The organism is Mesorhizobium sp. AR02, from assembly GCF_024746835.1.
GTDB lineage: Bacteria > Pseudomonadota > Alphaproteobacteria > Rhizobiales > Rhizobiaceae > Mesorhizobium.
Map to the genome: position 1 here is coordinate 1,089,604 of NZ_CP080531.1, position 20,664 is coordinate 1,110,267.

15 protein-coding genes and 1 pseudogene are annotated in these 20,664 nt (G+C 60.4%); 1 reads left to right on the forward strand and 15 read right to left on the reverse strand.

Going from position 1 to position 20,664, the window contains the following annotated elements:
- Nucleotides 1-67: 67 nt before the first annotated feature.
- The 10 genes and pseudogenes from DBIPINDM_RS09715 to DBIPINDM_RS09760 form a co-directional block, all read right to left on the reverse strand.
- Entirely contained in the window at nt 68-1,780 is a 1,713-nt protein-coding gene (locus DBIPINDM_RS09715; RefSeq protein ID WP_258585521.1) for an ABC transporter ATP-binding protein, read from the reverse strand.
- Nucleotides 1,781-1,783: 3 nt separating this feature from the next.
- Complete coding sequence (locus DBIPINDM_RS09720; protein WP_258585522.1) at nt 1,784-2,662, reverse strand: ABC transporter permease; 879 nt, start codon at nt 2,660-2,662, stop codon at nt 1,784-1,786.
- A complete protein-coding gene (locus tag DBIPINDM_RS09725) occupies nt 2,632-3,633 on the reverse strand; it encodes an ABC transporter permease (RefSeq protein ID WP_318036931.1) in 1,002 nt (333 codons plus the stop codon). The genes DBIPINDM_RS09720 and DBIPINDM_RS09725 overlap by 31 nt, the downstream gene beginning before the upstream one ends.
- Nucleotides 3,634-3,832: 199 nt before the next feature.
- Nucleotides 3,833-5,404, reverse strand: a complete 1,572-nt coding sequence (locus DBIPINDM_RS09730) for an ABC transporter substrate-binding protein (protein ID WP_258585523.1) — start codon at nt 5,402-5,404, stop codon at nt 3,833-3,835.
- Nucleotides 5,405-5,488: 84 nt separating this feature from the next.
- Nucleotides 5,489-6,259, reverse strand: coding sequence for an enoyl-CoA hydratase/isomerase family protein (locus DBIPINDM_RS09735; RefSeq protein WP_258585524.1), 771 nt, complete (start codon nt 6,257-6,259; stop codon nt 5,489-5,491).
- 754 nt (nt 6,260-7,013) lie between these two features.
- Entirely contained in the window at nt 7,014-8,297 is a 1,284-nt protein-coding gene (locus tag DBIPINDM_RS09740) for an NAD(P)/FAD-dependent oxidoreductase (RefSeq protein WP_258585525.1), read from the reverse strand.
- Nucleotides 8,291-9,542: pseudogene (locus DBIPINDM_RS09745) on the reverse strand (pyridoxal phosphate-dependent aminotransferase). The gene DBIPINDM_RS09740 and the pseudogene DBIPINDM_RS09745 overlap by 7 nt, the downstream one beginning before the upstream one ends.
- 10 nt (nt 9,543-9,552) lie before the next feature.
- Nucleotides 9,553-11,088, reverse strand: coding sequence for an aldehyde dehydrogenase family protein (locus DBIPINDM_RS09750; RefSeq protein WP_258585526.1), 1,536 nt, complete (start codon nt 11,086-11,088; stop codon nt 9,553-9,555).
- A gap of 21 nt (nt 11,089-11,109) precedes the next feature.
- Nucleotides 11,110-12,531 carry an FAD-binding oxidoreductase gene (locus DBIPINDM_RS09755; RefSeq protein ID WP_258585527.1) on the reverse strand — a complete coding sequence of 474 codons (1,422 nt, stop codon included), beginning with the start codon at nt 12,529-12,531 and terminating at the stop codon, nt 11,110-11,112.
- A 9-nt stretch (nt 12,532-12,540) separates the two neighbouring features.
- Nucleotides 12,541-13,941: a VOC family protein gene (locus tag DBIPINDM_RS09760; protein ID WP_258585528.1), complete on the reverse strand. Its 1,401-nt coding sequence runs from the start codon at nt 13,939-13,941 to the stop codon at nt 12,541-12,543.
- 110 nt (nt 13,942-14,051) lie between these two features.
- Between DBIPINDM_RS09760 and DBIPINDM_RS09765 the strand changes: the two genes are divergently transcribed.
- On the forward strand, nt 14,052-14,954 hold the full coding sequence (locus DBIPINDM_RS09765; protein ID WP_258585529.1) for a LysR family transcriptional regulator: 903 nt from the start codon (nt 14,052-14,054) through the stop codon (nt 14,952-14,954).
- Nucleotides 14,955-15,345: 391 nt separating this feature from the next.
- Here the strand turns inward: DBIPINDM_RS09765 and DBIPINDM_RS09770 are convergent, their stop codons facing one another.
- The 5 genes from DBIPINDM_RS09770 to DBIPINDM_RS09790 all read right to left on the reverse strand — a co-directional run bounded on the left by DBIPINDM_RS09770 (nt 15,346) and on the right by DBIPINDM_RS09790 (nt 20,664).
- Entirely contained in the window at nt 15,346-16,437 is a 1,092-nt protein-coding gene (locus DBIPINDM_RS09770) for an ABC transporter ATP-binding protein (RefSeq protein WP_258585530.1), read from the reverse strand.
- Between the two features lie 41 nt (nt 16,438-16,478).
- On the reverse strand, nt 16,479-17,897 hold the full coding sequence (locus tag DBIPINDM_RS09775; protein ID WP_258585531.1) for an NAD(P)/FAD-dependent oxidoreductase: 1,419 nt from the start codon (nt 17,895-17,897) through the stop codon (nt 16,479-16,481).
- Nucleotides 17,898-17,899: 2 nt separating this feature from the next.
- Nucleotides 17,900-18,757 carry a PfkB family carbohydrate kinase gene (locus tag DBIPINDM_RS09780; protein ID WP_258585532.1) on the reverse strand — a complete coding sequence of 286 codons (858 nt, stop codon included), beginning with the start codon at nt 18,755-18,757 and terminating at the stop codon, nt 17,900-17,902.
- An 87-nt stretch (nt 18,758-18,844) separates the two neighbouring features.
- Entirely contained in the window at nt 18,845-19,705 is an 861-nt protein-coding gene (locus tag DBIPINDM_RS09785; RefSeq protein ID WP_258585533.1) for a carbohydrate ABC transporter permease, read from the reverse strand.
- Nucleotides 19,702-20,664, reverse strand: a complete 963-nt coding sequence (locus DBIPINDM_RS09790) for a carbohydrate ABC transporter permease (protein ID WP_258585534.1) — start codon at nt 20,662-20,664, stop codon at nt 19,702-19,704. The genes DBIPINDM_RS09785 and DBIPINDM_RS09790 overlap by 4 nt, the downstream gene beginning before the upstream one ends.

Below are 20,664 nucleotides of genomic sequence, written 5' to 3' on the forward strand. Positions count from 1 at the left end.
TGCCTCTGCGAACGACACAGCCGCGAACCGATTGTGCCGGTTCGACCGAGCTGCGCATGCCACCCAGTTAGATGCCAGTATGGATGTTGCTCACCCCTGCTCCGGGATTAAAGGACCCGGTTCCCGGCCTGCTTCCTAAGAACACGACTTCACCGGGACGAGCCCGATCCGCGATGATCCGGTCGAGCCAGCCCGTCGCCATGTCCGGGACCGAGGCGAGAAGGGTTTCGGTGTATGGCTCATGAGGAGGAGAGAAAACTTCATCCTTGAGGCCTTGCTCGACCACTCGGCCACGCTGCATCACCACCACACGATCGGCGACAACGCGAACGACCTCGATGTCATGCGTGATGAACAGGTACGAGATGCCAAGCCTGGCTTGAAGCGCTATCAATGTGCGCAGCACGTCGGCCTGCACGACCTTGTCCAGGGCCGACGTAATCTCGTCGCAGACAATCAGTTCGGGCTCGGCGGCCAATGCACGTGCGATCGCAACACGTTGCTTTTGGCCACCTGATAGCTGTGAAGGCGTACGATCAGCATGATGCTCGCTCAGTTCGACCATGCGCAAGAGTTCAATCAACCGTGCCTCGCGCCTGGAGTCGCGCAAACCATGATAGAGGGCGAGCGGACGCCCTACGATCTTGCGAACCGTCTGGCGCGGATTGAGTGCGGTATCAGCTGACTGATGGATGATCTGGATCCGTCTCAACATATCCAGCGACCGGCGCGATACGCGAGCCGGGAGAGATGCACCGCCATAGGTCAGCCCTCCGCCTGAGGGCTCCATCAATCCCACGATCACCCGGCCAAGCGTGGATTTCCCCGAGCCAGATTCTCCGACCACGGCGACAGACTCGGCTCGTGCGACCTCAAGTTCGATTTCCTTCAGTGCTTCGAAGTCTCCGTAACGCGCAGACACGTCCTTGAGGACGAGCAAAGGCTCTCTCTTGCCAGCTCGCCGGTGATCATTGGCCACAGGCATCTCATGAACAGCCCAGAGGCTCTTTGTGTACTCGTGTTCAGGCTGAGCCATAATCTGGGCTATGGGACCCTGCTCCACGACGACACCGTTGCGGAGCACGGCCACGCGATGCGCGATCTGCGCGACGACGGCCAGGTCGTGGGTGATGTAGATTGCAGCCACGCCGAAGTCCTCGATCACCTTGCGAATTGAGATCAGAACTTCGACTTGCGTCGTCACGTCGAGGGCAGTTGTCGGCTCATCGAAGATGATCAGGGCGGGATTGCAGATCATGGCCATGGCGATCATGGCACGCTGCAGCTGACCGCCAGACACTTGATGTGGATAGCGCTTTCCAAACTGTTCGGGGTCAGGCAGCTGAAGCGCATAAAACAGATCAACTGCGCGTCGTTCCGCGGCCTGGCGCGAAAGCCCGCCCCGGTCGACCGCAACCATGACGATCTGATCCATCAATCGATACGCGGGATTGAACGCTGCCTGCGCGCTCTGGGCAACGTAGGCAATTCGTGTGCCGCGCAACTTCCGACGATCCTCTTCGGGATCGGCGAACAGATCCTGACCATCGAGCCTGACAGACCCGCCCGACCGGCGGGCACCCGGGCGCAAATATCCCAATACGGCGAGGCCGATCGTTGATTTGCCGGCGCCGGACTCACCGACAAGGCCAAGCACCTCGCCTGGTCTTATTGAAAAGCTGACACCATTGACGATTGGTGACCAGCTGTCGTGCGCCTTGGCATCGATCCTGAGGTCTTCGACTTCAATGACTGCTGGCGTGGTGCTTGCGGGCGACATGGATCAGCCTTCTTCCGATAAACCGCTTGCGCGATTGAGCAGCCAATCGACGACAAAATTAACCGCCACCGAAAGAAACGCGATGGCCGCAGCGGGAATCAATGGCGTGATGTCGCCCATATTGATCAACGCTGCATTGTCCCGGACCATCGATCCCCACTCCGCCGTGGGCGGCTGGATGCCCACGCCCAAAAAGGACAGAGCCGCAATGCTCAGGAAGATGAAGCAGAACCGCATTCCAAGCTCTGAGAGCATGAGGGGCAATATGTTGGGAAAGACTTCGTGTATCGCGATCCAGAGAAGGTTCTCGCCTCTTGCTCTGGCAGCCTCAACAAAATCCAGGCTTGCCACGTTCAGCGCCGCGGCGCGTGCAATGCGGTAAAAACGGGTCGAGTTAAGGACGGCGATGACCAATATCAAATTGGCGATCGACGAGCCAAAGAGCGACAGGATCATCAGAATGAAAATCAGGTCAGGGATCGACAAGAGGGCATCGACCACCCTCGACAATGCCTGGTCGACGATCCCGCCCACCAGGGCTGCGAATGCGCCAAGCAAGCAGCCAATAGCGAACGAGATGATGGTGGTGATCAATGCGATGGCGATCGAATTGCGGGCGCCAAAGATCAATCGAGAAAGAAAGTCTCGTCCAAGCTGGTCGGTGCCGAGGAGATGGCTTCCGCTCCAAGGCTCAAATGGGATTCGCGAGACGATCTCGGCTTCGCCATACGGGGCGATGAAGGGGGCCAGGACAGCCGCGAGCACGTACAAGACCATTATCGCCAATCCGAATTTTGCTGTCGGTGGCGCCGAGTGCAGCGTTCTGATGACGTGGCGAAGCCGGGTCGAGCTCATATTTCCGGAATATGTGAGATTTGCCATCTAGGTGCTTTCAGCGCGGATGCAGAAGGCGCGGATTGGTGACGATGGATATGACGTCCGCGATCAGATTGAAGCCGATATAGGCTGACGCAAAGATGAGCGGCCTGAATCACTGGCACGTCACGATTGCGCACGGCATCGATCATCGCCTGACCAACACCTGGATAGACAAACACCACTTCGATAACCACCACACCAGAGATCAGGTAGGCCAGGTTCAGCGCCACAACGCTTGCAATCGGACCGATCGCGTTCGGCAGTGCCTGCCGCATAACCACTTTAGATTCAGGCTCGCCCTTAAGCCTAGCCATTTCCACATACGGACTGGCCATCACCGAGAGCAGTGCGGCACGCGTGTTGCGCACCATGTGCGCCAGGATCACCAGAAGCAGCGTCAGGATAGGCAGGACCATGCGGTACAGCTCTTCGCTGAAGTGCATGCCGTTGCGAATACCGGACATCGATGGAAACAGTTGAAGCTTCACTGCGAAAATCGCCATCACGATGTAAGCAACAAAGAATTCAGGAAGAGAGATCGAGGCCAGCGTCGTCGTGGAGATCACTCGGTCCAGCAGTTTACCGCGGAAACGAGCGCAGACGATGCCCAGAGCAATCGACACAGGCACGGCGATGGCCGCAGTGATTGACGCAAGCACGAACGTATTGTGCAGGCGTGGTCCGATAACTGCCATCACCTCGCGACCGGAGAAGGACTTGCCCATGTCCCCCATCGCGGCCGCCGAAAGCCACAATGCGTACCGAAGAAGCCACGGTTGATCCAGACCAAGTTGCGTTTCCAGAGCTGCAACAGCCTGAGGGGTGGCGTTCTGACCAAGGATGGCGGAGGCATAGCTGCCAGGCAGCATGCTAACTGCCGAGAAAATCACCAAAGAGACGATAATCAGACTGAGAAGGCCAAGTCCGACCCGATTGATGGCCATCGTTACAATTGGGTGGAGGTTAGGCTTCATTGGATTGGCCTTCGGGAATTAGCCTAGTTCAACTTCATCGGTCTCGAGGCGGGGCGAACTGCTTGCGCAGTCGCCTCGTCTCAGCCGATCTGAAAGCGCGGGCGAGACCTCGAGATCCATTCTCGTACTGGGGCTCTTTGATGGGTGAAGTCTTGTCATCGAAATGCCTGGGACTTTCGCTGCCGGCGGACTTCGATTGTCACGCGTCCTCGCGCCACCAGCGTTCAGTTGCACGGTGATTGTCCGCCGGCAGAATGCCGCCGAGTTTATCATGGCCAATGTTTGTCGACATCGCCAAACGCCAGCTTGCAAAGGCCACAGTGATTACACCACCGTCGTCATGCAGCAGTTGTTGCATCTCCGTGTAGAGCTTCTGACGTTTGACTTGATCGAGCTCAGGCCGGGCAAGGTGCTGAAGCTCATCGAACCGGGCATTGTGAAAGCCCGTGTTGTTCCAAGGAGCGTCTGAGGTGTAACAAGTGGCAAACAACAGATCGAGCGTCACTCGACCGGACCAATCACACGCGTTGAAGGGCTTTTTGAGCCAAACATTGTCCCAATAGCCGTCATCTGCTTCCCGGATCACATTGATGGTAATCCCGGCCTTCGCAGCGTGCTCTTTGAACAGGACCGCTGCTTCGACCGCGCCTGGGAAAGCGACACCCGCAACCGACAGATCGACAGTCACATTCTCTAGCCCGGCATTTTTCAAAAGGGCTCGAGCAGCTTCCGGATCGTATTTGTACTCAGGCGGGGTCTGAGCGTAATATGCCATGGATTCAGCAACCGGGTTGTCGTTGCCCTTTTTGGCGTCGCCCAGAAACACCTTGTTGATAATATCATCTCGATCGATAGCCAGTTTGAGCGCCTTCCGCACAACCGGATTGCTATAAGGCGCAACGGTGCAATTCATGTCGAATGTGAGGTGTCGGACGCCGGGTGTTCGCACCACTTTCAAGGTTGGATTGCGCTCGATGAGGGCGACATTCCTGATATCCACATCCTCGATCGCATCGACTTCGCCGGTTAGCAGCGCATTCAGGCGTGCGGCGCTGTCGGCAATCTGGATCACCTCCACAGCGTCGAAATGCGGCAGGCCCGGTTTGTGGTAATCCGGATTTCGTATCAGGCGCACTGCAATACCTGGCTCGAAGCTTTCCATCTTGAAGGCGCCGGTGCCGATGCCGCTTTTCCAGTCGATTCCGCCACCGGAAAGTGCCGGGAAGATCGAGAGGTGAAAGTCGGTCATCAATGCGGGGAAATCGGCGTTGCCGCTCTTCAGCTTGAAGATGACGCGATCTTCGCCTTCAACATCGATCCCGGAGATCTGACTGACGATCGCAATCGCACCAGACGTACTGCCTTCCCCCATATGATGCAGAAACGATTGGCGTACATCTTCTGACCGGAGCGGTCGACCGTCATGGAACTTGACACCCTTGCGCAGGACGAACGTCCAGCGTGCGGCGCCGTCTGCGGCTTCCCAGCTCTCCGCAAGATCACCGCGAAGCTGGCCATCGGGCAGGATCTCAACAAGGTTGTTGAAGAGTGCTCCGTTGAATGCCACGCCAACCATCACGGTTGCCCAGTTGGCAGGGTCCAAGGTGTCACTTTCAGAACCGTCGTTTACCCCGTACCGCATGGTGCCTCCCTTTCTCGGGGAAGTCTGTGCAAGCAGAATATCCGGCGCGGCGAATGTAGCCGCTGTGAGTGCGGCGCCGGCCAGTAGTAGGTTGCGACGGGAAAGAACAATCGATTTGTTTATGGTCATTTTGGTTCTCCTCTTTTGTTTGCAAAGGCGCCGTGGTTCGGCGCTCGTTTTTTGGCACTCGGCCGCGATGGCGCGCAGACAGGCTCAGCCTTTGCGCTGTGCGCGTTGAGCGAGAAACTTTTCCATCATGGCTTGCGGCTCTCCCGAGCCATACGATTCACGCTGGACAAGAACGCCCTGGGTCATCGCATCATTAAATCCGGGTTCGGTCATTGTCGCGAACCGCGCCCGGTTCAGGCGCATCGCCACCGGCGCTTTTGTCGCCAAAAGCTCTGCCAGTTGCAGCGCCTCTTGTTGAACACGATCCGGGGCGACAAGGCGTGAGATCAGACCGAAGTTGAAGGCTTCCTCAGCATCCAACATGCGCCCCGTCAGCGTCAGGTCGATCGCGCGAGCAAGGCCAATAATCTCTCGCATGATCCAGCTCCCGGTGACGGTAGCGATGCCGGAGTTGATCTCAGGCTGGCCCATTTTTACCCCATCGTGGGCTACACGCAGGTCACACAGCAGTGCCACCTGAAATGCCGAGCCCGCAGCCAAGCCATTGAGGGCGGCGACGATCGGCTTCGAGCCAAGCCTGAACTGGCTGTAGAGCTGCCTCCATTCGCCCATCCAGATTTCGGCACGGTCAGCATCAAAGCCTTTGCTTTCAGACAAATCTTGACCAGCACCAAACGCCCGATCACCGGCGCCTGTCAGCACAATCGATCCAATATCGGGATCGGCTTCTGCATTCTTGAGTTCAGAAACCAACTGCTCCCGCATAGGGCCATTCCAAGCATTCAGCTTCTCGGGGCGATTCAAGGTCAAGCGCCGAACCGAGCCAACTGTTTCGACGAGAACATATTCCCCCAAGGCGACCTCCATATGCGCATTGCAATAACATTTATTGCATAATGCAATTTTAGCGACAAGTTGGTCAAGCGGGAAAACGCAGGCAAGACCAACTTTCGGTGGGATGTTCCTAGGAGCGCTGGGACGTGTCTCGAGGCTGTCCTGGCGGTATGGGTTTCAGCGCGCGTTGGGAAAACGAGCAGTCACTGACGAGTTGTTGACGCGGCATCTGCCGTTCAATCAAGTCACGCTGCGTTGCCTAACGCAGTCCAAGGCTTCTTCGGTTGCGGGCACGCCTAAGCTCTCGCATCTCTGCCAAGCGCCAAGGTAGGCCTTTTTTGCTTTGCAACCGGGTACCATCTGAGAAAGATCTCACGTGCTGCCTGCGAAGCGGGGCAGTGAGCCTGAAGTCGACCGAGGTCGATGCGGAAAATGGTTGTCCTCGGCTCGAAGACAGCAAGGAGGGAGCCTCGGTGAGGCCGGTTGGGTTGTAGCTTCTAGATATGACGGATGACCTATTGACGGAGGACCAGGGCGCCTTCGTTTTTCCTGATACCGTCGACGGGAAGCCGCCGCTTGCCTTCCCTAAACATTGGAAGAGGGTTGTTAAGGGGCGACACTCGAGAACATAACGCCTCAGGTGCTCTGCCAGCTTCGCCAACGACCTCGGTTTCACTGAAGCTAGCGGTCACGGCGCAGATTAGTTCCTGATAGTTATCGGCTCAGTAAGGTAGCAATCGATGACCATTCCCTTCTTTTATTGATTCTATTAGGCCTACAAACGTGCCGAGGCTAAATGCGCAATTTGGGCGCCCATTTCGTACCAGGCTTCGCGAGCGCGCATGAAGGGAATTTCGACCAGGTCCGACCGCGGCAACGGCAGTTGCGCCTCGCTTTTCTCACCGAGGATCAGCAAAGCAAGCTCACGGCCGAACACAGTGCCGGGCGAGATGCCACGTCCGTTGTAACCGGAGAAGCCGACACCTTTCCTGCCGAACTTGTGGAAACGCGGCAGCGCATCCGTCGTCATGCCGATTTGTCCATGCCATTCATGGTCGAAGGCGATGTTGCGCAATTGCGGGTAGAGTTTAGCCAGCGCCCGCCGAGCCCAGGCCTTGTGGATAGCCGTGCCGGTGTTGCGCAGCGCACCGACACTGCCGAACACCAGCCGCCCCGTCCTGTCCAATCGCATCGAAGACAGGATCGTCCTGGTGTCCCAAGCGCCTTCCCGTCCGGGCAAAATGGTTTGCAGCAGATCGGCGCCGAGCGGTTGGGTCGCCAGATTGAAATAGGGCAGATGCACCTGTTCGTTGCGCGTGACTTGGCAAGGCCCGGTGCCGTAGGCATCGGTGGCGACCACGACCCACTCGGCATCGACCGCGCCTCCGGTGGTGCGGACGACCCAGCCGTCACTCTTGCTGTCAGACGCGATAACCGGGCTGGACGTATGGATTATCACCCCGGCGCGAATGCAGGCCTGAGCAAGGCCGCGCGCATAGGCGAGCGGCTGCAGAGTGCCGGCACGCTGATCGAGCAACGCGCCCGCATAGGCCGCGGTGCCCAACCGCCTTTCTGTTTCCTGCGCGTCGAGGACCTGCACCGGCGCACCGCGCCTTTGCCATTGCGCCTCGCGCTCCTTGATCTCCTTCAGCCCCGCAGGACCGACAGCGCAGTGGAGCGTGCCATTTCTTTCCAGTTCGCAGTCGATGCCATACTTGTCGATGAGTTGCATCACCAATGCCGGGCCATCGCCGAGCAACCCCAGCAGCCGTTCGCCATGGACAGGGCCAAGCGCGGTGATCAGATCGTCCGGCATCAGCCACAAGCCGGCATTGATCAGCCCGACATTGCGGCCGGCGCCGCCAAAGCCGACCTCACGGCTTTCCAGCAAGACCACCCGGCGACCCGCCTCGGCGAGATGAAGGGCGCACGACATCCCCGTGTAGCCGCCACCGACGACAACCACGTCGGCCGATACCTCGCCGTCAAGTGCTGTCGTTGCCGGCGCCTGGGGTGCGGTCGCTTCCCAGAGGCCGTGGGAACGGGGATTGTTCAGCATTGGTCTGCTCGTCCGCCAAGGCAGGCGCAAGCCGCGGAAATGCGCTGGATCGCTTCCCCCAGTTCGGCTTCGGATGTTGCGTAGGAAATACGGAAGAATGGCGACAGGCCGAAAGCCGCACCCGGTAACAACCGCGACATGAGCGTCCTCGAGCAGATAGTCGCAGAAATCACTGTCGGTTTCGATCCGTTTGCCGGCAGGCGTCATCCTGCCGATCAGACCGGTGCAATCGGCAAAGGTATAGAAGGCGCCCTCCGGTACGCGACAGTCGAGGCCGTCGATGGCATTCAGCCCGGAGACCACGAGGTCGCGGCGCTTGCGGAAGCTTTCCGTTCGAGGCTTGAGAAAATCCTTCGGGCCACACAGCGCTTCTACAGCCGCCGCCTGGCTGACCGACGACGGGCAAGACGTGGACTGGCTCTGCACGACCGCCATCGCATTGATCAGCTCACGCGATCCGCCAGCGTAGCCGATGCGCCATCCGGTCATGGCGTAGGCCTTGGAAACGCCGTTGACGGTGAGCGTCCGCGCCTTCAGGCGCGGCTCCAGCGCTACGGGTGTGACGAAATGGAAATCGTCGTAGACGATGTGCTCGTACATGTCGTCGACCAGCAGGCGAACATGCGGGTGTCGCAGCAGGACTTCGATCAGTGGCCGATAGTCTTCTTCGTGGTAGGCGGCACCAGACGGGTTAGACGGTGAATTCAGGATCAGCCATTTCGTCCTCGGCGTGATCGCGGCGTCCAACTGTGCGGCCGCCAGCTTGAAGCCCGCTTGAGCGTTGCACGGGACGCAGACTGACTTTCCCCCGGCGATGGCGACGATGTCCAGATAGGACGTCCATGCCGGCATCGGAATGATGACCTCGTCGCCCGCATCCAACGTCGCCATCATCGCATTGAACAGGATCTGCTTGGCGCCGGTCGCCACCGTGATTTCGTCGGCGGCATAATCGAGGCCATTCTCGTTCTGGAATTTTTGCCGGATCGCCTGCTTGAGCTCGGGTGTGCCATCGAGCGCCGTGTATTTGGTGTCGCCGCGCTCGATGGCACGGCAGGCTGCCTGTTTCACATTGTCGGGCGTGTCGAAGTCCGGCTCGCCCGCGCCGAGGATGATCATCGGCGCGCCGGCGCGTTTCATCGCCTGGGCGCGGGCGCCGATCATCAGTATCTGCGAAACCCCGATCGCCGATATGCGCGATGCCGGCACGAAGCCTGTCTCATCAATCTTTGTGCTGACGTTCATTGGCTGATCCTCAATCGATGTCGAACGAGACGCCCTGGGCAAGCGGCAGCGCCTTGGAATAGTTCACCGTGTTGGTGGCGCGCCGCATATAGGCCTTCCACGCATCGGAGCCGCTCTCGCGACCGCCGCCGGTTTCCTTTTCGCCGCCGAAAGCACCGCCGATCTCGGCCCCCGACGTGCCGATATTAACATTGGCAATGCCGCAGTCCGAACCATCTACACCGAGGAAGCGCTCGGATTCCTGCAGGTCACGCGTGAAGATCGACGACGACAGGCCCGCACCCACCGCATTGTGCTCGTCGAGCACGGCGTCGAAATCCGAATATTTCATCACATAAAGGATCGGCGCGAAGGTCTCTTCGGTCACCGGCGAGACTTGGCTTTGCATTTCGACCAGCGCCGGATGCACATAATAGGCATCGGGGTGACCGTTCTCGACCCGCGTGCCGCCGGTCACCTTGCCGCCATGGGCGGTGGCCTCCTTCAGTGCCTTCTGCATGGCGTCGAACGCCGCCTTGTCGATCAGCGGCCCGACCAGCGACGAGGTCTCCAGCGGATTGCCGACAGAAACGCTCTCGTAGGCCTTCTTCAGGCGCGGAACCAGCGCGTCATAGACGCTGTCATGCACGAACAGGCGTCGCAGCGTCGTGCAGCGCTGGCCGGCCGTGCCCATGGCGCCGAAGGCGATGGCGCGCAGCGCCATGTCGAGATCGGCGGTCGGGCAGACGATGCCGGCATTGTTGCCGCCGAGTTCGAGCACGGCGCGGGCAAAACGCTTGGCCAGGCGCGGGCCGACATCCCGGCCCATGCGCGTCGAGCCGGTGGCCGAAACCAGCGGCACCTTGGGATGGTCGACCAGGATTTCGCCGACGGCGCGGTCGCCGATCAGTACCGGCGCCAGGCCCTGCGGTGCATCAGTGCCGAAACGCTTCACCGCGCGCTTGAAAATCGCCTCGCAGGCAAGTGCGGTCAGCGGCGTCTTCTCAGACGGCTTCCACACCACCGCGTCACCGCAGACCAGCGCCAGTGCCGCATTCCACGACCACACCGCGACCGGGAAGTTGAAGGCGGAAATGACGCCGACGACGCCGAGCGGATGCCAGGTTTCCATCATGCGGTGGCCCGGACGCTCGGTGGCGATGGTCAGACCGTACAATTGCCGGGACAGACCGACGGCGAAATCGCAGATGTCGATCATCTCCTGCACTTCACCGAGGCCCTCGGACGGGATCTTGCCGACCTCGATCGACACCAGCCGGCCAAGCTCGGCCTTGTGCGCACGCAATTCCTCGCCGAGCAGCCGCACCAGTTCGCCGCGCCGGGGACCCGGCACCATCCGCCAGGACTGGAACGCCTTGTGCGCGGCATCGATGATCTTGGCCGCATCGGCGGGCGAAATCGTCTTCAGCGCGGCAATCTCTTCGCCCGTGACCGGGCTGCGCACGATGAGGTCGCCACCGACAAGCGCGTCCTTGGCCACACCCAGTTTCGCCAGAAGCTCAGCCGTTTCCTTGGCTACATCCACCGATTTGACTGCAATGTTCATGTCTCGAACTCCTGTTCCTGATCATCCAAAACGTACCGAGCCGACGCTACCAGGCGACGTCAGTCGCTTCAGGTCGGCGGCAAGATCCTTGTTTTTCTGCTGCGTGTAGAGGTCGTAGTAAGCCTGGTTCTTGCGGCCGATGCCGTGCTCGGCGCTAAAGCTGCCGCCAAACTGGTCGACCGCGACGGAATAGACCCAGTCGCGCAGCTGTTGCTCGAAGCGATCATCCACCGGACCGGCACGCGTCTCGTCAACGACCAGATTGAAATGGACGCCGCCGTCCCCAATATGGCCAAAGTCGAGAATTGCGACACCCGCAAAGCGGCCGGGCAGTTCGGCTTTCATCCAGTCGCAAAACGGCTGCACGTCGGCCCTGCGGAATGACAGATCGAAGGCCACGAGACGCCCCGCATGTTTGGCGCCCTCCGACAGGGCGTGGCGCAACGACCACATTTCGTGCGCAGGCCCGACGAAAGCATCGGCCAGCGGCGAGCCTTCTATTTCCCAGATGTCGGCAAGCACCGTTTCCAGGACGGCGTCGAGTAGCTGCTCGCCCTCGCGTGGCGCCCAGGTGCGGGAAATTTCGACGAGGATGACATAAGCGGGGACATCGCCGTTCTGGAAGGGGTTGCGCAGCGATGGCACGTGGGCGAGCGCCGCACCGATGGCGCTTCTGGACATGCCTTCGAAGGCCGACAGATATGACCCGATACGCTCCTCCAGCAGATGCAGCAACGGTATGATTTCGGCGCCGTCGCGCGGCACAAGATAGGCTGTCGAGACCTGCCTAGGCAGTCGCTCCAGGTTGAGCTCGCACTCAGTGATGATGCCGAACGCGCCGGACGTTCCGATAAAAAGCTGTTTCCAGTCGACACCTGTGTTGTTCTTCCGCAGCCCCGACATCAGATCGACAATCGTACCGGCCTCGTCCGCTAGGACGACCTTCAGGCCAAGCGCGTTCTTGCGCACATCGCCATATCGAAGGAAGCGCGAGCCACCGGTGTTGGTCGCCAGCATACCGCCGATGCGCGGATCGGCGCCAAGGTCGATCGGAAAGAACAGTCCACTCTGGGCAAGTCGCTCGTTAATGTCCGACAGCCTCATGCCGGCATCGACGTGCAGCGAGCGGTTGTCAGCGTCCAATTCGAAAGTTCGCGTCATGCGATCGAGGCTGAGCACAATCTGCGCGCCGCTTGCGTCGGGCGTTGAGCCAGAAACCAGACCGGTATTGCCGGACTGCGGAACGAACGGAATGCCCTCCCGAACGCAATAGGCAACGCAAGCTGATACCTCGGCCGTGTTCTTTGGACGCAGCACAAGCGCGGCGCAGCCCTGGTCGTAGCGGGCACCGTTCTCATAGGGTGCCATGCCAGCCGAATCCTCGACGACACCTTTTGCGCCGAGGATCTCGACCAACGCCGCCTTGTGCCGCTCAGCGATCATAACAGCCGCCTACTCGGCCGCCTGAAGGTTGCGCAGCGAACGGCGGCAATCCTCGATCGACGCCTGCTCCATGACGGCATAATGCTCGAATTCGTCGAGCACGCCGGCACCCAGAGCAGTTTCGAAGCGTCGCTGATTAGGACTGGCAACGAAGTCCTGAGCCGCCTCATCGCCAAGATTGGACTGGAAGATGCCGGCCGCGCTGACGGGTAGAAAATCCTCGTAGACGATCGGGGCGAAGCTGACAAAGCCTTCCGCGACCAGTTGATCGATATCCTTGTTACTGGCGCGGTCGGCCTCACGCCCTCGCTCGGTCAGCGAGTATGTGAAATAGCCGAGGCCGGCGGCGCGAATACCGTCCCATGTATCGGGAAACGACTGGAACGTTTGCGACAATGCCTCGACATAGCTAACGGCATTCGATCCATCGGCCGCTGGCCTGACGAATTTGCGCGTGGTCTCCAGAAGCCTGTCGTAGAGTGCCCTGCCCTTGGGCGTCAGTGCGACCCCGCGCTGCTCGACCTCGCCGAAGCGGGCCGTGTGCGAGCCAGTGGTCCAGGCGCCGGCATCGGATTTGAACGAAACCGGCTCGTCCAGCGCCTTGAACGACGTCTGGCGGAGCAGGATTGGACATCGGCGCGTGGGCGGGCCTTCCACAACAGCCTTGGGCTCGATGCCTCGAGCGGGCATGGCTGACTGCACCGCGTCGATGTCGAGCGTGCGTGGCGTCAGGTGATTGATATGAGGCCCCTTGAAGGAGACCACATCTGCGACCAGTCGATGTTGACGATGCAGTCTCTGATACATGTCAACAGTGACACAGGCCTGATCGTGCCAGCGGAAGGTCTCGAGGATTTCGGTGACGAACCGCTTCGCATCGTGCCGATTCAGGCCATCCTGCTGTTCGGCCTTTTCGGTCAGCTCCACGGCGCCATCGGTGAAAATACGACGGGCTGCAAGAACACCCTCGACTTCGGACCGCAAGGCCTCGTCGCCGATCAAGTCGATCCTGAGCAGCGAGGTGAAGACGCGAAATGGATTGTGGTTCAGTGCCTGGGTCCCAACCGGACGGAAGGCCGTCGCATGGACTGGCACACCTGCCGTGCTGAGATCGTAGTACCCGACGGGATGCATGCCCATCACTGCGAAGACGCGTCGCATCATCGAAAGTTCGGCCGGTGTCCCCAGGCGGATTGCGCCATGCCGCTCTTGCGAGATGCGTTCGAGCGAATCGGTTGCCTTGAGCCGTTGGCGCAGCGCCGGCGTGGCGTCCAGCACTTCGGCATTCACCCCAGCGACCAGTTCCATCAGCGTGCCGTACGCCGGAACCTCGTTGCGGTACATGTCCGACATTGCCGCGGAAAAGTCTGAGCGAATGTCATCGGATGAAACGAAAACAGGATGTTGCACGGTGTGGTCTCGCTTCTTGAGAAAACAGGAGATCATTCCGGCAAAGAGTGATATCGCATTCCATTCGCCACGGATTGCGATGATTTCGACTAGGTTGATGCGAGATACGCATGATACTGAGCAGAAAGTTGATGCCCAACCTGGTTGCAATCCAGGCATTTGAATGCGCGGCAAGGCACTCGAGCTTCACGCGCGCCGGCAGGGAGCTCAACTTGACGCAGAGCGCCGTCAGTCGTCAGGTCAAAGATCTGGAGGGTTACCTCGGCGCCCTGCTGTTCGAACGCGTCCGGCAGCGCGTAGTGCTTTCCGAGGATGGGCGGCGCTTTCTTCCGGAAGCGCGAAAGCTGCTGCAGCAAGCCGAGGAGACTATGCTGCGCGCAATGTCATCCGCCGACGCCAGATCGAGCCTGAGTATCGCTACCTTGCCGACATTCGGCAGCCGCTGGCTCAGTCCGCGATTGCCTGATTTTCTCCGCCAGCACCCGGGTGTAATCCTCAATGTCGGCTCGCGCTCGGCGCCGTTCGACTTCGCGGAAGAGAATTTCGAACTCGCCATTCACTACGGACAGCCGGTGTGGGCGCGCGCTACGTGCACCTACCTCTGCAGCGAGTCGATCCTGCCAGTGGCCGGCATTGCACTGCTGGCATCGGCACAAAAGCTGACGCCAGCCGATCTTCTCAACGAGCCTTTGCTGCATCTGGCGACGCGCCCGAGGCTCTGGTCGCAATGGCTTGAGGGGGCCGGTCTGCCCGGCGAGACAGCCTACAGGGGGCACCGCTTCGATCAATTCTCGACGATTATCGAAGCGGCGGTTGCCGGCATGGGTTATGCGCTGCTTCCGCGTTATTTGATCGAGCGGGAGTTGAAATCCGGCGAACTTCAGGTCGTACTCAACCTGCCGATGGAAACGGAGAATTGCTATTATGTCGTGCTACCGGAGGTGGGTACGCCCTCCCCCATAAGTCACCATTTCGTCTCTTGGCTGATAAGGCAGGTTGGACGCCAAGGTTGAGGTTGCTGGAAACCTGCCGATCATTCGATGAGATCAATAGAACTGGCGAGCGCCTCCGAGTATTTGAGACTGTGGCCGAGTTCAGAACCCGCCTAATTGCACGTCGTTCCCGCCGAATACCGCACGCTTCGCTGAAGGGTCTTTCTAAGCCGGGAGTGTTGAGTTACGTGTGACCGGCGCAATCATGAGAGGGAGAAAATTGACGAACGGGCCCAAAACCATTTCATCCAAAAGACAGCGACTTACTTGATAACGCTCAATTCAAACTCAAAGAATAAAGCGTAAACCATTGATTTGCAACAAGTTGGCGGGGCCGGAGGGTCGGCGTTTTCTACACGAAATCAATATGTTAGCGGATGGTTCGGGCGGGTCCCCCTTATCCGCGCGCGGCTTACAGCCGGAGCACCGAATGTCCATCCGCGTCGAAGATATGAAGATCGCCGGCATTGGCGTTCAGCCGCAGCGTAGCACCTCTCTTCACCTCGACATTACCCGGTAGCTTGGTCACCAGCGGCAGGTCGGCGCGGCCGATATCGACATAGACCAGTTGCACCTCGCCAAGCTGCTCGACATAGTCGACCTTTCCCTCGAACAGGAAATCAGACCCGGTGACGATGAACAGGTCCTCCGGCCGCACGCCGAAGCTGACCTCAGTCCCCTCGGCGGACGCCGGCGTCGCCAGGGGCACATTGACCTTGTTTGCACCTATGTGGCTGATGGCCGTTGTCGCACCGGCTGTCTCTATCCTGGCCGGCACGATGTTCATGGCCGGTGAGCCGATGAATTGGGCCACGAACAGATTGCCGGGCCTTTTGTAGAGATCCATCGGCGTTCCGACCTGTTCGATGTGGCCGTCCTTCAGCACCACGATACGGTCGGCCAAGGTCATCGCCTCGACCTGGTCGTGGGTGACGTAGATCATCGTCGTGTTGGGCATAGATTCCTTGAGCTTGGCGATCTCGATGCGGGTAGCGACGCGCAACGCCGCGTCCAGATTCGACAGCGGCTCGTCGAAGAGGAAGACCTTGGGATTGCGCACGATGGCGCGGCCGATGGCAACACGCTGGCGCTGACCGCCCGACATCGCCTTGGGCAGACGATCGAGATATCTGGTCAGCTGCAGGATTTCCGCCGCCTGCTTCACCCGTTGATCGATCTCTGCCTTGCCGACCTTGGCGATCCGCATGCCGAAGGCCATGTTCTCGTAGACCGTCATATGCGGATAGAGCGCGTAGGACTGGAACACCATGGCGATGCCCCGCTTCGACGGCGGCACGTCATTGACTATCTCGCCATCGATGCACAGGTCACCTGACGTGATCTCCTCCAGTCCGGCGATCGACCGCAGCAATGTCGACTTGCCGCAGCCCGAGGGACCGACAAAGACGATGAATTCGCCAGACCTTATGTCGAGGTCGATACCGTGGAGGATATCGACACTGCCGTAAGACTTCCTGATTTGCCTGAGGGCCAGATCGGCCATTGTGCTCTCCTCGATTGCATGACGCTGGGCAACATGCTCGCCTATTTCTTGCGGCGGCCCGGCTTGAGCCCGGCCAGCAGATTGGTGATCCTGTCCGCCTTGCGGTTGCGCATCTCGGCCTCGTTCTTGCGGCGGACTGCGCTGCGCACGAGCTTGGCGCCGAGGTAACGGAACGGCTCGGGCGGCAGCGACATGCGCCGCTCGATGCCGACCAGGCCGCTGGCGCTCCAGCGATCCTTTCGTTCCAGGACAAGGCTGGCGAGGATGCGTCCGGCAATCGGCGTCTGCGCGATGCCGGTTCCGTTGAAGCCCATGCCGTAGAAGATATTGGGATGATCGCGCAGGTGATCGAAGACGGGAACATGTTCGGGCACGCAGTCGATAGGGCCTGACCAGTCATACTCCACCGACACGCCACGCAGCGATGGATAGACCCTGTGCAACTCCCGGACATTGTCCCGGCCATGCTCCGGGCTGCGGTTGAAGCTGGCGCCAAAATTGCCGCTGAAGGCAACATTGCCGCTGCCGCGGCCGAAGACCACCCTGCCCCCAGTGGTGCGCTGGTAGTAGAGCACCTGGGCCTGGGAATCGCAGATCGACGCGCCGTCGCGCCAGCCAATGCTGTCGAGCAGTTCGGGCACGGCGGCAGTGGCGATGACCTCGCTGCCGACGACATAGAGATGGCGGCGGAGTTCCGGCAGCGCCGAGAGCCAGGCATTCGCGGCAAGCACCACTTTTTCGGCCTGCACCATGCCCCGCGCCGTGCGCACCGTGCATGTCTTGCCGGGTTCGATTTCGAGAACCGGGCTGCGCTCGTGGATGATGACGCCGCGTGCCAATGCCAGGTTGCGCAGTCCGATCGCCAGCTTGGCCGGATGGACCGTGCCGGCATTGGTCTCGACGACGCCGACATAGGATGCGGATGAACCGGTGCGGCGTTCGATCTCCTCGGCCGTCAGCGGCTTGAAACGGTTCTCTCCCACCGCCGCGCTCATGGCAACGGCGTGCTCCCACGCGCCTTCCTGGGCAATCGAACTCGCGGTCCACAGCCATCCGTCCAGCCGCAGATCCATGTCGATCGTGCCGTTTTGCTGCAGCGCCTTCAGCTCCGCAATCGACACCACCGTGTCGGCACAGAGTTGTCGCGCCTCTTCGAGGCCGACGACGGCGCTGATCTGGTCGAGCTCGGCGAACCACGAGTGGACCTGACCGCCATTGCGGCCTGAGGCTCCAGAACCGCAGAGGTCCGCTTCAAGCACGATGACCAGCGTTTCCGGCGCGAGCTCACGGATACGCAGCGCCGCCCACAGGCCGGTATAGCCGCCGCCGACGATCACCACATCGGCGCGCTCATTGCCTTGCAACGGCTCGGTGACCGCGCTGGCGCCGATATCCTGCAGCCAGAACGATCGGTCGGACGATAGCGCTACCGCCGGGGGCCGCAAACGAAGTCTTGCCACGATCAGGCTCCCTGGGCGTCGGTGATGAAGCTGGCGTATTTGGCGGGCAGCCAGTCCGGTATGGGACGTGGCTTCTGCGGAAACCCGCCGAGATGCGTGCAGGTCTGCGCTGCCGCCACTGCAGCCGCGTGCAGAGCTTCGGCTGCCTCCCGACCTTCGAATCGGAACGCGGTCAGAAATGTCGCGATGAAACTATCGCCGGCGCCGCATGTGTCGACCACGTCGACCAGCGTGGCCGGCGCATGCACGACGCCCTTGCCGTCGTCGAAATACGAGCCGCGCCGGCCGCAAGTCAGCACCACCTGACTTGCGCCCGCGGCCCTGAGCGCGGAGAGCAACGACTCGACCGGTTCATCGACACCGTCGGGGCCGGAGGCGAATAGCATGGGCACGCCGTCGAGCCGCAGCGCCAGATGCGCTGTCGAGACGTCGATGCTGAACGGCACATGATCCGCGACCAGCCGGCGGACAAGATCCTTGTTGGCATTGGTGCCGAGATGCACCCAGTCGGCCGCGGCGATGACCGCACAATGCTCCGGCGCAGGCATGTAGTTCTCGCCCACCCCGAAGGATTCGTGCAGGAATTTCCGATCCCCGGATTCGTCGCGGAGCAAGGTGACGGCAGTGTCGCCGGGGCGCCGTTCGACATCGTCCGGCGATAGTCCGACGCCCGCCAGTTCGGCAAGCACCACGTCACCCTCAGGATCCTCGCCGACAGCGCCGAAATAGCGTGCCGACCAGCCATTGCGCCGCCATTGCGCGGCGACGTTCAGGGCATTGCCGCCGACGGTGAGCAAGCCGTTGGTGAGGTAGGCATCCAGGCAATTGTCGCCAACGGCGACGAGCTTTGGCTGGGTCATGCCGGCACCCGTGCGTGAAGGCAAAGGTCGGCTCCGATCAGCCGATGAAAGGCAAGCTGCGGCATAAAGGTTCCTCTCAAGGGATTGCTACTTGCCGATGCCTTCGGACAGGCCACGAATGAAGTAGCGCTGCGCGGCAAAGAACACGATCACGATGGGCAAGGCCGAGATCGTCATGGCGGCGAAGACAACGGCATAGTTGGTCCCGTGCGTTGCCATGATCGAGGTGAGGCCGACCGGCAGTGTCTGCACATCGCTGCCGCTCGTGAAGACCATGGCGAACAGATATTCGTTCCAGGCGAACAGGACGTGCAGGATGACGCACGAGATGATGATCGGCCGGCACAGCGGCAGGGTGATGCGCCAAAAGATCTGGCCTTCACTGGCGCCGTCCATCGTCGCCGCCTCGTCGATATCTCCAGGCAGATCCAGCATGTAGGCGCGGATGAGGAAGGTGGTGAACGGTACCCGGAACGCCGTGTACAGAATGATCAGCGCCCAGTAGGTGTTGTAGAGGCCAAGCGCCTGCAGCATCTTCACCAGCGGAATGATCGCCACGGTGGGGCTCAGCATCAGCCCGCCCAGCACGATGGCGATGACCAGCGGCTTTGCCGGCATCCTGGTCCGGCTCAGGCCGAAGGCGGTCCAGGCGCTGATGAGCACCGTGCATATGGCGGAGGCCACGGTCACCAGGACGGAGACGGTCACATAGCCGCGAACGCCCTGATTCCACGCCTGGACATAATTGTTCCATGACCAATGGACAGGCAGGGCGAAGGGATCGCCGAAGATCTGCGCATTGTCCTTGAAGCCGCTGAGCGCCATCCAGATCAGCGGATAGATGACGACGACGCCGAGGCAGACGAGGAACGAATAGAGGAATGTCCTGGCGATGACGGACCATAGATTGACATGCCGGCTCCGCCCGACTGCAACCGTCGCGCTCATAGCTGCACCCGGCGACGCTTGGTGTACCAGAGCTGTGCCGCGCCGGTAAGCATGGTTAGAACGAAGATGACGGCGGCGATCGCGGAGCCATAGCCGAAATTGTCCTCGATGAAGGCCTTCTGGTAGAGCCATGTGCCAAGGACCTGGCTGCTGTTGTTGGGGCCGCCCGCCGTCATGACCATGACTTCGTTGAACACCTGGAATGCGCCGGTGATGGTGACGATGATCATCAACCCCGTCATTTCCCGGGTCAGCGGAAAGGTGATGCTCCACAGGCGCCGAAGCGCGCCGGCGCCGTCCATCGTCGCGGCATCATAGAGGTCGCGTGGAATCTTCTGGATTGCAATGGCAAACAACAGCGTCGAGTAGCCGAAGCCTTGCCACTGGCTCATCGCAATGATGGCGTAGATGGCGGTGTGCTCATTACCGAGCCAGGGCATGACGAGCTGGCTGAGACCAACGCGGCTGAGCGCCGCATCCAGCAAGCCTATCTGCGGCTGGTAGATGAAATAGAACAGCAGGCCGGTCACCGTGATCGAGATGGCGGAAGGCACGAAATAGATGGCGCGCCACAAGCGGCGCCAACGCTCGCTCCTCAGATCCTCGATGATGGCCGCCAGCAGAAACGCGCCGAAGACCTGGAAGACGACCGAGATGATGGCGTAGAGGCAGTTGTTCCAGAGCGCGAGCAGCACGATCGGGTCGTGCAGAAGCCGGTCGTAATTGGCGAGACCGACATTGGTGACCTCGCCGGTATAGATGTCCTGGTCTGTGGTGCTGACGATGAAGTTGTCGACGATCGGATAATAGACAAACCAGCCGATGAGGATCAGCGCAATCGCCGCCCATCGGAACGACAACAGATTGCCGAAGCGAGTCCGCGGGTTTTTTGGCCTTTGCGGCCTTGCGGCGCCGCGAACCACGGCGCCGCTCTCCATTGTGTCCGATGCCCTGACCAT

Excerpts from the sequence above, each read along its gene's own strand:
- DBIPINDM_RS09715 (WP_258585521.1), bottom strand. The coding sequence starts at position 1,780 with ATGTCGCCCGCAAGCACCACGCCAGCAGTCATTGAAGTCGAAGACCTC.
- DBIPINDM_RS09720 (WP_258585522.1), bottom strand. The coding sequence starts at position 2,662 with ATGGCAAATCTCACATATTCCGGAAATATGAGCTCGACCCGGCTTCGC.
- DBIPINDM_RS09725 (WP_318036931.1), bottom strand. The coding sequence starts at position 3,633 with ATGAAGCCTAACCTCCACCCAATTGTAACGATGGCCATCAATCGGGTC.
- DBIPINDM_RS09730 (WP_258585523.1), bottom strand. The coding sequence starts at position 5,404 with ATGACCATAAACAAATCGATTGTTCTTTCCCGTCGCAACCTACTACTG.
- DBIPINDM_RS09740 (WP_258585525.1), bottom strand. The coding sequence starts at position 8,297 with ATGCTGAACAATCCCCGTTCCCACGGCCTCTGGGAAGCGACCGCACCC.
- DBIPINDM_RS09750 (WP_258585526.1), bottom strand. The coding sequence starts at position 11,088 with ATGAACATTGCAGTCAAATCGGTGGATGTAGCCAAGGAAACGGCTGAG.
- DBIPINDM_RS09755 (WP_258585527.1), bottom strand. The coding sequence starts at position 12,531 with ATGATCGCTGAGCGGCACAAGGCGGCGTTGGTCGAGATCCTCGGCGCA.
- DBIPINDM_RS09765 (WP_258585529.1), top strand. The coding sequence starts at position 14,052 with ATGATACTGAGCAGAAAGTTGATGCCCAACCTGGTTGCAATCCAGGCA.
- DBIPINDM_RS09770 (WP_258585530.1), bottom strand. The coding sequence starts at position 16,437 with ATGGCCGATCTGGCCCTCAGGCAAATCAGGAAGTCTTACGGCAGTGTC.
- DBIPINDM_RS09780 (WP_258585532.1), bottom strand. The coding sequence starts at position 18,757 with ATGACCCAGCCAAAGCTCGTCGCCGTTGGCGACAATTGCCTGGATGCC.
- DBIPINDM_RS09785 (WP_258585533.1), bottom strand. The coding sequence starts at position 19,705 with ATGAGCGCGACGGTTGCAGTCGGGCGGAGCCGGCATGTCAATCTATGG.
- DBIPINDM_RS09790 (WP_258585534.1), bottom strand. The coding sequence starts at position 20,664 with ATGGTCAGGGCATCGGACACAATGGAGAGCGGCGCCGTGGTTCGCGGC.